Origin of the sequence: Pusillimonas sp. ANT_WB101 (genome assembly GCF_008369125.1) — a bacterium.
Classification (GTDB): domain Bacteria; phylum Pseudomonadota; class Gammaproteobacteria; order Burkholderiales; family Burkholderiaceae_B; genus Allopusillimonas.
The window spans coordinates 323,937-337,636 of sequence record NZ_VOAY01000003.1; the positions used below are offsets into that span (position 1 = coordinate 323,937).

14 protein-coding genes are annotated in these 13,700 nt (G+C 56.1%); 4 read left to right on the forward strand and 10 right to left on the reverse strand.

The genetic code is table 11. The features are described from left to right. Window positions 1-30: 30 nt before the first annotated feature. The 4 genes from FQ179_RS14220 to FQ179_RS14235 form a co-directional block, all read right to left on the reverse strand. Entirely contained in the window at window positions 31-993 is a 963-nt protein-coding gene (locus FQ179_RS14220) for a substrate-binding domain-containing protein (RefSeq protein ID WP_149397970.1), read from the reverse strand. Window positions 994-1,060: 67 nt separating this feature from the next. Beyond that, window positions 1,061-2,050 (reverse strand): ABC transporter permease, encoded by a 990-nt coding sequence (locus FQ179_RS14225; protein ID WP_149397971.1) that lies wholly within the window; start codon window positions 2,048-2,050, stop codon window positions 1,061-1,063. Beyond that, window positions 2,016-3,647, reverse strand: coding sequence for a sugar ABC transporter ATP-binding protein (locus tag FQ179_RS14230; RefSeq protein ID WP_149397972.1), 1,632 nt, complete (start codon window positions 3,645-3,647; stop codon window positions 2,016-2,018). Before FQ179_RS14230 ends, FQ179_RS14225 begins: the two co-directional genes overlap by 35 nt. Window positions 3,648-3,649: 2 nt before the next feature. Next, window positions 3,650-4,333, reverse strand: coding sequence for a GntR family transcriptional regulator (locus FQ179_RS14235; protein ID WP_149397973.1), 684 nt, complete (start codon window positions 4,331-4,333; stop codon window positions 3,650-3,652). Window positions 4,334-4,439: 106 nt separating this feature from the next. Between FQ179_RS14235 and FQ179_RS14240 the strand changes: the two genes are divergently transcribed. Genes FQ179_RS14240 through FQ179_RS14255 form a run of 4 tightly spaced genes read left to right on the forward strand, consistent with a single transcriptional unit; the run spans window position 4,440 to window position 8,990 of the window. After that, window positions 4,440-5,456: an Ldh family oxidoreductase gene (locus FQ179_RS14240; protein WP_149397974.1), complete on the forward strand. Its 1,017-nt coding sequence runs from the start codon at window positions 4,440-4,442 to the stop codon at window positions 5,454-5,456. Between the two features lie 14 nt (window positions 5,457-5,470). Further along, window positions 5,471-6,691, forward strand: a complete 1,221-nt coding sequence (locus FQ179_RS14245) for an iron-containing alcohol dehydrogenase (RefSeq protein ID WP_149397975.1) — start codon at window positions 5,471-5,473, stop codon at window positions 6,689-6,691. Then, window positions 6,688-8,154: an NAD-dependent succinate-semialdehyde dehydrogenase gene (locus tag FQ179_RS14250; RefSeq protein ID WP_149397976.1), complete on the forward strand. Its 1,467-nt coding sequence runs from the start codon at window positions 6,688-6,690 to the stop codon at window positions 8,152-8,154. Before FQ179_RS14245 ends, FQ179_RS14250 begins: the two co-directional genes overlap by 4 nt. Before the next feature lie 2 nt (window positions 8,155-8,156). After that, on the forward strand, window positions 8,157-8,990 hold the full coding sequence (locus tag FQ179_RS14255) for an alpha/beta hydrolase (RefSeq protein ID WP_149397977.1): 834 nt from the start codon (window positions 8,157-8,159) through the stop codon (window positions 8,988-8,990). A gap of 140 nt (window positions 8,991-9,130) precedes the next feature. Here the strand turns inward: FQ179_RS14255 and FQ179_RS14260 are convergent, their stop codons facing one another. The 6 genes from FQ179_RS14260 to FQ179_RS14285 form a co-directional block, all read right to left on the reverse strand. Beyond that, a complete protein-coding gene (locus tag FQ179_RS14260; RefSeq protein ID WP_149397978.1) occupies window positions 9,131-10,090 on the reverse strand; it encodes an alpha/beta hydrolase in 960 nt (319 codons plus the stop codon). Continuing rightward, complete coding sequence (locus FQ179_RS14265; RefSeq protein WP_149397979.1) at window positions 10,075-10,524, reverse strand: TspO/MBR family protein; 450 nt, start codon at window positions 10,522-10,524, stop codon at window positions 10,075-10,077. The genes FQ179_RS14260 and FQ179_RS14265 overlap by 16 nt, the downstream gene beginning before the upstream one ends. Window positions 10,525-10,598: 74 nt before the next feature. Continuing rightward, on the reverse strand, window positions 10,599-11,384 hold the full coding sequence (locus FQ179_RS14270; RefSeq protein ID WP_149397980.1) for an SDR family NAD(P)-dependent oxidoreductase: 786 nt from the start codon (window positions 11,382-11,384) through the stop codon (window positions 10,599-10,601). A gap of 26 nt (window positions 11,385-11,410) precedes the next feature. Then, entirely contained in the window at window positions 11,411-11,935 is a 525-nt protein-coding gene (locus tag FQ179_RS14275; RefSeq protein ID WP_149397981.1) for a DUF3833 domain-containing protein, read from the reverse strand. Beyond that, complete coding sequence (locus FQ179_RS14280) at window positions 11,932-13,188, reverse strand: MFS transporter (RefSeq protein ID WP_149397982.1); 1,257 nt, start codon at window positions 13,186-13,188, stop codon at window positions 11,932-11,934. Before FQ179_RS14280 ends, FQ179_RS14275 begins: the two co-directional genes overlap by 4 nt. Beyond that, the gene (locus FQ179_RS14285) at window positions 13,185-13,700 is read right to left on the reverse strand and encodes a chalcone isomerase family protein (protein ID WP_149397983.1); all 516 of its coding nucleotides are present in this window, start codon (window positions 13,698-13,700) and stop codon (window positions 13,185-13,187) included. The genes FQ179_RS14280 and FQ179_RS14285 overlap by 4 nt, the downstream gene beginning before the upstream one ends.

The following is a 13,700-nucleotide window of genomic DNA, read 5'->3' on the forward strand; positions in this document are numbered from 1 at the left end:
GTGGCCGGGTTGTAACCCGGCCGGCTATCGTCAGAATGGGCTGTCCGGAAAATAGAACTGGTCAGCGTTTTCAGGGGTAATTAACGGCGCATCCAACTTAAAGTTGCCCCGCATCGGCGCTTGCCCGGTAAATTGCGCGGCCGTCATATAGATAGCTGACTTAATCATCGACGGTGGATAAGGGGTGGAGATCGGCGTCATCGGGTTTTTCGCCTTCACCAGTTCAATCACCTCTTTCATCCCATTTCCGCCAAGCGCATATTTGATCTCGGTACGCTTAGATTCCTTGATCGCCTGCAATACGCCCAACAGCATGTCGTCATCATTAGCCCAAACCGCGTCGATTTTTGGATACTTGGCCAGATAGTCCTGCATCAGCGTGAAGGCCTGATCTTGGTTCCAATTAGCATACTGAATGTCGAGGATTTTGATGTCTGTTTTTTTCATCACATCGGTGAAACCCTTGATCCGCTCATCATCGATAACAGTCGGAATGCCGCGTAGCACGACGATTTCACCTTTATTGCCCAACTTTTCCGCCATCCACTTCGCGGTATTGGCCCCCACAGCGATATTATCGCCCGCGACATATAGATCTTGAATTGCCGGGTCGGTCAAGCCGCGGTCCACGACCGTGATAAATGTGCCCCCTGCCTTAACCTGTTCAACGGGGCCGGTCAGCTCTTCCGATGTGAAAGGCAGTATCACCAGCGCGTCAAGTTTCTGATTTGCCGCCAAGTCTTCCAACGCTGAAACCTGCGCTGGCGCTGAGGGTGAGGTCTTCACCACCACGTCGATATTCGGAAACGCAGCCTTGATCTCTTTCGCGGCCTGTTCTGCATGGTATACGACACCTCCAGTCCAGCCGTGCGTGGCAGCGGGAATGGATACGGCGATCGTCTTCTTGTCCTGCGCCAAAGCGCCGGTGGTCGTTAGCACGGCGAGGCTGACTGCAGACAGTAGGCCAAGTGCACGTTTGGTTATAGGTGTCATTTCTCTCTCCTGGTTATGGTGGTCATTTCTTTCTCCTTTGGATAAAACCCGCCTCTTATTGCGGCGGTTACTTCGTAAAGCGATGCGCCAGCATGGCGAGGATGATGATCACCCCCTGCACTGCGGCGACAAGATATTCTGAAACCATGTTGGACAACACCATCAGGTTCGCGATCAGTTCCAGAATCAGCGCACCGGCGATGGTTCCCCATATGCGCGCCCGGCCACCGCGCAGCAGGGTTCCACCGATGACCACGGCGGTAATTACCTGCAATTCCCACAACTGGCCTGTTGTCGGGGTTGCGGCACCAAGCCGGGGGATGTAGCAAATCGCGGCAATGGCGACACAAAGCCCCTGTATTACAAAGGCGATGGTGCGCACCTTAATGACTGAGACGCCCGAAAAACGAGCCACATCAGCATTTGACCCGACCGCCATACAACGGCGGCCGTACTTGGTGCGATACAAGATGAAGGCACCGACCAAGGCGACGGCTAAAGTGATGGCCACCGGCACCGGGACACCCAACACATCGCCGAAATAGACTGGACGATAAGGTTCACGCAGCGCCCGTGCCATTGGAATCGATCCACCATCAGACATCCATGTGATCAGCGCACGAAAAATCCCCATCGTACCGAGTGTGGCGATGAAGGGCTCGATCTTGCCGACGGTAACGATCAACCCGTTGAGTAAACCGCAGGCGGCACCGACCAGCAGCCCCACGAAAGCACCGACAAAGATCGCGTTCGCACCCATCGAGGGCTCGAGCCGGTTCATTGTCAAGATCATGATCCCAGTGACAAACGCCATCATCGACCCGACCGACAAGTCGAGGCAACGAGACGAAATCACAAAGGTTGCCCCCACCGCGATGATTGCGATAAATGCCGACCGCGTAACCACGTTCGTCAGGTTGGTTGCGGTCGCAAAGTTCGAATTCAGCATGGTGCCGATCAAAAGCACCATCGCCAAGGCGATGAACGGGCCCATGGCGGCCCAACTAATACGCCGTGGCGCGTCAGCTATCGCGATACTTGTCGTCGCGCTTGTCATTTTTGTCTCCTGTATTATTTTTCGTCAGATTATCTTGCGGATCGGCCATATACGCGTCGCCACTGGTGGCCGCATAGACAACGTTCTGCTCTGTTATTTGATTGCCCGTCAGTTCGGCCACAATGCGCCCTCCGCGCATCACCAGAACCCGATCGGCAAGTCCGACGAGTTCGGGAAGTTCTGACGATATGACGATGCAGGCTCGACCCGATCGAACCAACTTGTCGATGAAGTCGTAGATCTGGCTTTTATTGCCTATATCGATACCCCGTGTCGGTTCATCAATAATGACAACCAAAGGGGCAGTCATCATCATCTTTGCCAGTAGCAGTTTCTGCTGATTTCCTCCCGACAGTTGGCCAGCATTGATATGCACTGAACCGACGCGAATGTCGTATTCAATGACAGCCTTCTTAAGTGCTGCACTCTCTTTGCGATGATCCAGCTTAAGGTGCGGATGAACGCGATCCAACGCGTGAAGGGTCAGATTGGGTGCGAGCGACTCGTCTAGTAACAGCCCCTTCCCTTTGCGATCTTCAGTCAGGTATACAAGACCTTGTTCTCGCCAATTTTTTACCGAACGAGGCTGGACACTGTGGCCAGCTAGTTCGACCTTGCCAGCCTCAGCGGGCCGCAGACCCATCAAACCTTCAAACAGTTCTGTCCGGCCGGAGCCAATCATGCCTCCGATACCAAGCACTTCGCCGGGTCGAACCATTAGACTGGCCTCGACTGCCCCATGATCGACTGTCAGCCCCTCAACCACCAATAGTGGATCACCCGAAGGATGCGGCCGCTTCGGCGGATACAGCACGTCTAATTGGCGGCCGACCATCAGCTCGGCCATTTGCCGCTTCGATAGATCAGCAGCGGGCCATGTACCGATCATCTTCCCGTCGCGCAGAACGGTAATACGATCAGCCAACGCCTCAACCTCGTCCAGGCGATGCGAAATATACAAGACCGCCACCTGTTGTTCTTTGAGCCCTCGGACCACATCTAGAAGTGCAGACACCTCGTCATTGGCCAGTACGGCAGTGGGCTCGTCAAAGATGACCACCTTGCGCGGTTCTAGCAGTGCCCGGCCGATTTGTACCAGCTGCCGCTGCGCCAGAGACAAGTCGTTCACTAGATCGCAAGGGCCGCAACGCGCACCGATAGAGGCCAGAACATCGGCAGCACGGCGGTTCATGGCACGATCATCGACCATAATGCCGCGCGACAGTTCGCGGCCCAGAAAAAAGTTTTCAGCGACTGTCAGGTCTGGCGCGAGGAGAATCTCCTGATGCACCAACACCACGTTCGCGGATTCCGCCGCCGCAGCATCGGCGAATTCAACAGACTGTCCAGCCATGAGTAGATGGCCCGCCGTGGGGCGTACGTAGCCGGACAACAGTTTCATCAGCGTTGATTTGCCCGCACCATTCTCGCCGATGATGGCGTGAACTTCTCCAGCGCGGAAATCTAACGTTATGTCGGAAAGAACCGTAATTGGGCCATAGGCCTTGGTCAACCCCACTGCCGCAAGTGTCGGCAGATCGGAGAGCCCGCCTACCGCCGCTGACGGCAGAACCGATGGGGAAGAGGTTGCGTGCATGGTCATTCAAAGGCCAGCATCAGGCGATCACGAGAACGCTGGATGTGCTTGTACATCGCTGCTTGCGCAGCCTCAGAATCGTGTGCACGAAAGGCCGCCAGTAGATCCTCGTGTTCTTCTAACGCTTCTTGCGTCACGCGGCTGTGAAACATCAGACGGAACAAATGCAGGTGGACGTGCTGATTAAATAGTGTGGACCGAATAACCTCATTCCCGGCAATCCGCAAGATTTCATCGTGGAAATGTGCGTCGATGCGGGCAAAGCGTGAATAACGACTGGTGCGATCCAGCGGCGTGGCACCATGAGCCATGTCGAGGGCGATTTCTTCAAGATGATTGAGTGCCGCCGGGGTCATATTTAATGCGGCTAAACGCGCGCCTTCCGGCTCCACCAACAGACGAAAATTGAACAGATCCTCAAATTGCTTACGGTCTAGCTGCGGCGCGGCGCTGTAACCGATGAGATGTGCTTTATGAACCAGACCTTCGCGCTCCAGCCGCGAAAGCGCTTCGCGTACCGGCGTCTGCGACACATTGAGATCACGCGCAATCTCGTCGATTGGGATGCGGGCACCCGGGGCTATCGTCAAAGACATAAGTCGTTCGTAGATACTGTCATAGACGCCATCTACTACGCTTACCGGCCGCACGGATACAGCTTCCTGATTTTCTCGTTGTGGTGTCATTTCCGAGGAGATACTCCGTAAGTTGCTCTTGACATGGAGCCATAATGGCAAATAGCATATCAAATGTCAAATACAATATCGTATATGATTTGATATAGGATAATGAATGAGGGTGTGTAAAGCACGGCTTCAGAACCTGGCTACTCGGCTTCTCGAAGATCATGGCGCCCCGTCTGAAATTGCGGGCCTTCAGGCAGCAATACTGATCGAGGCAGAGCTGCGCGACCTTCCCTCGCATGGATTGATGCGTTTGCCACGCCTGCTTGAGCGCATCAACAATGGCATGGCCGATCCCGCCGCATCAGGGCTTCACTTCTGGCGAGGGTCATCGCTGCTCGAAGTTGACGGGCAGCGTGCCCTTGGTCCTGTTGCAATGATGTCTGCACTAGAAACGATGCTGCCACGACTACAGGCTACGGGTATTACGCTGGCCGCGATTCGCAACGCCAATCATATCGGGATGCTTGCCTATTATGCAGAGCAAGCGGCTGCGCGTAACGCAATCAGCATCGTGCTATCAACAAGTGAAGCGCTGGTCCATCCATTCGGCGGTACACGGGCAATGCTCGGCACCAATCCAATTGCCATCGGTATCCCGACCTCCGATCAGCCTTTCGTTCTAGATCTTGCAACCAGTCTCGTCTCCATGGGTAAGGTCCATAGCCATGCCCTGCGTGGGGAGCCATTGTCAAACGGCTGGGCAGTCGATTCGTCGGGCCATCCGACCCTAAATGCCGAGGCCGCCAAGCACGGTGCCATCGCGCCGTTCGGTGAAGCAAAGGGTTACGGCCTTGGTCTTGCCGTCGAGCTGTTGGTAGCGGCGCTTGCAGGGTCGCAACTCGCACCCGAAATACACGGCACGCTGGACGCAACTGAGCCTGCGAATAAGGGAGACCTACTCATCTTGATCGACCCTGGTGCGTCTAACGGCGTGGCCGCGCGACTATCGAATTACCTGAACGCCATACGTGCCTCACGTCCGCTATACCCCGGACGGCCAGTAGCCGTTCCGGGAGACGGCACGCGTAAGCGACGGGAGGCCGCATTACGTGACGGAATCAACATTCCAACGACACTTCTAGACGAGCTGCAACGTTTGGACGACAAACAAGAACGTATATAACGAGGAGAAAGACAGTGGAACATTTCGGAACGCTTAGATCACCGCGCGAGCTGATAGTAGGCTGCGGGCAACGTCGGGCACTTGGCCTTGTGGCAAAAGGACTTGGTCAGCGTGCTCTTGTGGTTACAGATGAACGGCTGGCGGCAGACGCAAACTGCCACGCAATGATCGCCGATCTTGAAGACAATGGTGTAACGGTGCAAGTTCAAGGTGGAACCTTGCCAGACGTACCGGAGGAAAGCGCCTTTATCGCCGCGGAGGCCGCTCGCAGCTTCGCACCAGACGTCGTGATCGGCATCGGTGGCGGATCCTGTCTGGACATGGCGAAATGCGTGGCGCTGTTGCTGACCCATGGAGGCCGACCAGATGATTACTACGGCGAGTTGAAGGTGCCTGGTCCAATCCTGCCGCTAATCGCCATTCCTACAACCGCCGGCACAGGGTCCGAAGTCACTCCGGTCGCCGTCCTGTCCGACAGCAAGCGCAGCTTGAAAGTGGGTATCTCAAGCCCGCACCTAATTCCAACGGTAGCAATCTGTGACCCTGAACTAACGTTAACTTGTCCTGCTACGCTGACAGCCATCGCCGGCGCTGATGCCTTGACGCATGCTATAGAGGCGTTTACTGCAACCCGCCGCCCTGCCACCGCTGGGTTAACTCAGGAAAGGGTATTCGTTGGCAAGAATGTCTTGTCTGACCATTTCGCACTAATCGCTATCTCGTTGCTATGGCAGGGGCTCGAAGCTGCGTGTACCGAGGGCAATAATCTCGCCGCACGAGCACAGGTAATGCAGGGGGCCACCTTCGCAGGGCTGGCCTTCGGCGTCGCCGGGACAGCAGCCGCCCATGCAATCCAGTATCCAGTCGGTGCACTCACTCACACGGCACATGGTGCGGGCGTCGCTTCTTTGATGCCTTGGGTCATGGAATGGAATCGACCAATGATTGGCTCCGAACTAGAACAAATGGCCTCCGTGATGGGCGTTGCCGACGGCACAGCGGTAATTCCTGCCATCTCTGCGCTGTTCGCCCGCATCGGAATTCCGCCAACCTTGAAAGCCCTGGGCTTGGCAGAAGATAAGCTGGACTGGGTGGCAGACCAATCCTGCGGCATTGAACGGCTCATCCAGAACAATCCCCGTCCAATTAATCGCAGCGACATGCGCACGCTTCTAGAAGCCGCATTTTGGGGCGACGTTAGTCTCATTCAACAAAACAGAAAGGCCAACACATGACAATGGATACTATCCTTGGCGGTAACTATGCTGACCCCGCCTTTCATGCGCAAGGTCTTTATATTGGTGGCGCATGGCTGCCCGGCACAGGTATTCCGGTGATCAACCCTGCCAACGCCAATACACTGGCCGAGGTTCCCGATGCATCTGCGGCGGATGCGTTGCGCGCCGTCGATGCCGCCGATGCAGCTGCAGCAAACTGGCGTACTACCCCCGCCCGTCAACGTGCCGAGATTCTGCACCGCTGGTTCCAGCTGGTCACTGAGCATGCAGACGAATTGGCGCACCTAATCTCTCTGGAAAATGGCAAGGCTCTGCAGGATGCACGTGGCGAGGTCGCCTACGCCGCCGAGTTCTTTCGCTGGTATGCCGAAGAGGCGGTGCGCATACCCGGCGAGTTTCGCCATGCTCCTTCAGGTGCAAATCATATTCTTGTAGATCATGAGCCGATAGGGGTCGCGGTGCTGATTACGCCGTGGAACTTCCCTGCCGCGATGGCCACGCGCAAGATCGGTCCCGCGCTGGCCGCTGGTTGCACAGTGATCCTAAAGCCAGCGTCTGAAACCCCGTTGACCGCCTATGCATTGGCACGACTGGGCGCGGAAGCGGGTGTACCACCGGGGGTGGTGAACGTGCTGACCACCACGCAACCCGCCGTCATCACCAACGCCATGCTGGCTGATCCGCGGGTGCGCAAGCTGTCCTTCACCGGATCCACCGCAGTCGGTCGGTTACTTTTGGCCGAGGCTGCAAAGACAGTGGTTTCCTGCGCGATGGAGCTGGGCGGCAATGCGGCTTTCCTGGTGTTCGATGATGCGGACCTGGAAGCGGCGCTGGACGGCGCAATGATCGCCAAGATGCGTAATGCGGGCGAAGCCTGCACGGCCGCAAATCGGTTTTATGTGCAATCAGGCATACATGACGCCTTTGTTGCCGGCCTGACTAAACGGATGGCCGCGCTGAAAATCGGTCCTGGCACTGATGAGCAAACCCAAGTCGGGCCGATGATCTCCAGCGCTGCCGTCACGAAAATAGATCGTCTGGTCTCCAACGCCGTCGCCCAAGGTGCACGCCTGCATACGGGCGGCGCACCGCTACCCGGTGACGGCTATTTCTACCCACCCACAGTGCTGGACAACGTGCCCCTCGACGCCGGGATCGCGCATGTGGAGATTTTTGGTCCCGTCGCCCCCGTCTATCGCTTCGACACGGAGGAGACCGTCATCAGAATGGCGAATAATACGGAATACGGATTGGCTGCCTATGTTTATTCGGGTGATCTGACGCGCGCACTACGGGTTGGAAAAGGCATTGAAAGCGGCATGATTGCGATAAACCGTGGCCTCATGTCCGACCCCGCCGCGCCTTTTGGCGGCGTCAAGCAAAGCGGCCTTGGGCGCGAGGGTGGCGTCACCGGTATCCTTGAATTCATGGAACCAAAGTACTTTGCGGTAGACTTCTGAACATGACGCAAGACCCTTATCGCAATCGCGACTTCATCCCAGATTTCGACGAGATCATCGCCGAGACGGCTGCCCGGTCGCGCGAATTCGCGGCGCGGGCCAATGTGCGACCCGACATACCTTACGGCCCCAGCGCGCGTGAACGAATGGACGTCATCTTCCCGCCGCGCCTGGCCAAAGGTGCTCCGCTACACATATTCATCCACGGCGGATACTGGCGTTCGGGCAGCAAAGAGGCTCACTGGGTGGTCGCAGCCCCTGTACTAGCTGCAGGAGGCATCGCTGCATTTATCACCTACGACCTCATGCCAGTCACAAGGCTGGGCACCCTCGTCGGGCAAGCCCGGGCAGCCGTCCGGCATTTAGTTGCGATGAGCCCAGATTTGGGTGCGGATGCTACCCGGCTGACAATCAGCGGCCACTCAGCAGGCGCACACTTGGCTAGCTATCTCGCCGCGACTGGCCCGGAAGAAACGGCTCCGCCTGACCTTCCGTCGCTTCGCGGCCTGCTACTGGTCAGCGGCATCTACGACTTGACAGACATTCCTGACAGCTTCCTCAAACACGAAGCGAAGATGACCCATGCTGAAGCCTCAGCATGGTCACCCCTGACCTCCCATCAACTGCATGGCCCTCGTCGCATCGTGATGGTGGCAGAGATGGACACCCCGCCGTTTCACGTTCAAGGCCAAAAGTTTGCATCTTTGCTGCAACGAAACGCTCTTGATGCAGAGTTCCGGATCGAGGCAGGTCTCAACCATCTATCAATTGTGCTTGCACTCAGCGATCCAAAAAGCGATGCGGGACGTTGTATCTCAGAATTGGTGATCGGCTAAGTCTTGTGATTATGTCGTAGGCTCACTCGTCCATCCGCAATCCGAAACCCCCAAGTGTTCTGATCATTCACTCGGGGTATAAACACACAAACAATCCATTAGCGATTTACAGAGGCTGAGATCCGCACCAAGGCTTCTATTTACCTTGAGACTGGCGGCACGCCGTTATGCACCGCATAATGACCACGACCGACTTCGTCTTCGCGGCGCTGCGCGGCAGATGTGCGAAATACAAAAGCGCTGACGTCATCCAGCACCGGTAAATAGGATCGCAGCAAAGGCGCAAAGGCGCCTACCAGCAGACCATGGCCTACGCCATCCAGGACGACGGTTTGCACAGGCACATGCACAGCACGAAGGGCGGCAGCCAGGCCGGCTGAGTTGCGCACCGGGTTCACCACCTTGTCTGCACTACCCGAAATCAGCAAGCTGGGCGGCGCGGCCGCCGTGACATGCCTTATGGGTTGCGAGTCAGCGGGTGTATTCGGATAAAGAAATGCTGGCTTGATGGATGGGGCAACAATGGGCAGAAAATCATACGGGCCGGCTATGCCTACCCACCCTTGCAATGCAGCAGGGCTCTCGCCATATTTTGCCAGCCAGCGCGGATCCAGTGCCACCATTGCTGCGTTGTATGCGCCTGCGCTATGGCCAGCTACAAACACCTTGCTGGCGTTGCCTCCGTACTCGCCTATATGCTTTAGCGTCCATGCCACAGCTTGCGCCGCGTCTTCGACAAAGGCGGGGTAAGTCACTTGCGGAGACAGGCGATAATCCGCAACCACCGTCATAATGCCGCGCGAAGCCAGTGCCTTGCCGACAAAACCATACTGCTTGCGCGAGCCGCTGTTCCAGTTTCCTCCATAAAAAAACACGACCACATCGGGCGGTACTTCGGTGTGTGTGGGGCTGTAAATATCAAGCTTTTGGCGCGTGTCATTGCCATAAGACAGATTTTTTATTGTGACGCTTTCTGTGTCGCTCCATGCAAGCGCATTAAGGAGTGTGAGCGGAGAAAATACCGCCAGCGCTGCCAGAAACAACAAGGCCACCAGGGCTGCATAAATGATGAGGCGAAATGAGGTCAATTTAGCAACCATAGTGAAAGATTCAATATCGAGGCAAAGGCTACCCAGGCCAGGTAGGGCAACATTAAATACCCCGCCACGCGATCACGACGCATAAACGAAATCGTCGTCAGCGCAATAAGGACAAGCAAGACACCAATGTCGATCAACCCCAATCCGGTGCGGTGCAGACCAAAGAAGAACCAGGACCAAAGACCGTTAAGCACCAGTTGTATTGCCCACAGCACAATGGCAGTGTCACCGCCGCAACGACGCCATATTCGCCAGGCAGCGACCGCGATCATAATGTACAGAATCGACCATACCGGCGCGAAAACCCAGTTGGGTGGGTTAAAGAACGGCTTTTCAAGCGCGGCGTACCACGCTCCGGGCAGAAACTGGCTACCCACCAGGGCGGCTGCCCCCGTCAAGACGAGAAAGACGATCAACGATTTGTATTGCTGCATGGTCGCTTACCACAGGTAAAAGAGTTCAACATCTACTGACCGCCAGCCACAATGGACGGTAAAGGGATTAGGGATCATCGGCTCCCCATCATCCGCACCAGGGCGGCAAGACGCAAGCGATAAGGAAGCAGGCTCAACGCTTTAAGCAATAGCGTAAATCGCTTGGGAAAATGAATCTCGAACTTTCCTTTTTCGATCCCGTACAGTATCTCTCTAGCAGCTTCATCAGTAGAAATAAGAGCAGGCATGGGAAACGTATTGCCCGCCGTCAGCTTGGTTTTCACAAAACCCGGGTTTACCAGATAAACGCCTAAACCTTTGGGATGCAGTTCGGCATAGAGTAATTCTGCCAGGTTAATGAGGGCGGCTTTGGTGGGCCCATACACCGTTGCATTGGGCAGCCCCAGGTAACCCGCTACGCTGGCAACCAGGACGATGGAGCCGTTTCTTTGCGAGATCAGGCCGGGCAGAATTACCTCAAGACCGTAAAACACGCTGGCAAGATTGGTTTGTATCGTTGCATGAACGCGGTCGGCATGCAGCTCCCATGAGCGTATCTGCTCATATTGCGCTGCGCAGAATATCACCAGATCCACCCCACCCCACACTTGCGTCAAACGCTGATGCGCAGAATGCCACGCCGAGGGGTCGGTCACATCCATGGGCAAAACACAAGCCGATACCGAACCAGCTGCCACTGCCATGAGGGCATCCCGTCTGCGAGCGCTCAGTGCAACACGCGCCCCCTGCTTTAACAGATCGCGGGCAATGGCTGCACCGATCCCGCTCGATGCACCGATCAGCCACACCCGTTTTCCCTGCCAGTCTGACCAGCGCGGATTAAGTGGCGTCAGAAACATGGTGATCTCGATTTGCCTGCGGCCAATTATTGGTCACGGCGAAAAAACACTGTGACTTGCCCGACCTCGAAACCAAACTTGGTCACACTGGCGCGGTTGACAACGGTTTGTTCGTCAATCTTGAACATCCAATCATCAAACTTAACCTTGTATACGGAATCGCCAACAGGCAGCTTGAGGGTGTAGCGCATGCGAAAAGCATTGCCAGACGCATGGCCTATGGCCACACCCACCACATCGTGCGCCCTGCCGTGCAGCGACCCATCTGGCTGCGGGGAGAAGGTCCACTCACGTTCATCGTCAGTTCCGTCGTTATAAAAGAAGTGCTCTTTGAGTATGAAGTTGTCACCCTCGTTATGCCCTTCCATTTTGATATGGAATCGCTTAACGACCTCGCCACTGCGCTTCTGAAACATACCCCAGGCCTCGGTCTTGCCCTGGAAGTACTGGGTGACATCGAGCTTGGGTTCTTCTTGCGCGTAGTGAGCCACATCCGGCATGGCACATGCTGTCAATGCCAGCACACTTCCTAAGATCAGCAATGTTCTCATGTTGTTGTTTCTCCAGTTGAATCGTCAAGAAAATGCAGCCGCCACATGGCCAGAAGCTTCAGCAAACAGGGCAGCCCACCGTAGGTCCACGCGAGCGCGTGCCCGCCACTGCCCGAAGCACCTGGCTGATAACCAAGAACTGCAAGCCATGGCAAGGCAAGGCCCGACAGCGCGAGCGTGAGTTTTCCTAATAGGCTCCATACGCCGTAATAGGCTGCAGGGGACTCACGTTCGGGTATAAGACGAGCCAGCAACACAGGTGGCAACACCAGATCTGCTCCCAGTGAGAGCCCCGCTGCCACGCAGATAATCAGATAGGGGTAGCGGTCTCCGGGACCCAGAGTGGCCGCCCATACAAAGGTGATAACCGCCAGCACCATGCCCAGACGCCACGCGGCTACGGGACCGAGGCGCGATGCAAGTACCATCCATACAGGCATGCCAACCGCCCCAGCCAGAAAATAAATGCCAAGAAAGTACCCAGACCATTGCGGTTCAACCAGTACATCTGCAATAAAAAAGAGAGCAAGCGTCGCAGGGATGGACACAGACAGCGCGTTCAGAAAGTATGGGAGTAACAGACTTCTGACCCGTCTGTTCTGCAGGCAGGCGTGCCACGAAACATTATCTGGCGTATCTGAAGCGTGCGCCCAAGCGGGGGCCCTGTAGAGCAAGGTACCCACGCCTAACACGAGCAGCAGGGCAAACACGATTGAATAGACGGCCATGCTCTGCTGCGGACTCTTGCTTGTGGCATTTATTAGCCAGATCGGTAGCGTACTGGCGAGCATCACGCCCAAAAGACCAAACACTTCGCGCCAGCCCGAGGCCAGTGTCAACCCGGCTGTATCAGGTGCCAATCGCGCCCCCCACGCCAGATAAGCAATGTTAAGCACACTGTGAGCCGTGTAAACAACGATGAGCGCCACAGCCAGCCACACCGCCAACATCAGGCCAGAAACAGGTGCAAGCCACAGCCCAGCAAAGGCCAGGATCAAAACGATGCTCGCACCCCATAGCGCTCGCCCAAGGCGCGACTGACGCGCAAGACTATCAACCCATTGCCCTATCCAGGGGTCTTGAACCGTATCAACAATGCGTGCTGCAAACAGCACAAACCCAGCTAGCGATAGCGACAGGCCGAGCTGGCTGGTGTAGTAAATAGGCACCTGAATGTAGACGGGCAAAGCTGCCATGGCCAGGGGCATACCAAGCAGGCCATAGGACGCAAAGGAAGCAGCGCCCCGTCTCATGGCTGTGTTCGCAGAAGATTTTTACGCAATTCTGGCGCTTGTGTATCGGGGTCAAGCCAGATGCGGAAAAACGTACGGGCAAACTCAGCATCCTGAATGTCGGCCGTAAGCTGTGCCCCCATAAAAAACCTGACGCCAGTGTCAGGCATATATAAGCCGGTAAGGCTGTCCCCCGGTTTGACGTCGACAAACGCTTGTTCCAACAAAGCGCGCCACTGCTCAAGCGTCGCCTGGGATACCGGCGATATGGACAGGCGCTTCATCTCGTGCAGACTGCTTTCGACAATTTTGCGGCGTGAGATCGCGCGATGATAAGTGAGCTGGAGAGCAAACGCCGCGTTCAGAGGTGCCGATGCACACGCCCCCCACAGTTGTGCCTCATAAATGTCAAAGCCATACTTGCGAAACTCACCCTGCCCGCACAGTTGTGCATCAGGCAGCGCAACTCTCCAGTCAGCCCATGAGTGGGCACTAAATAGGCTCAGCGCGAGAGCAAGCAAACAGGTTCGCAT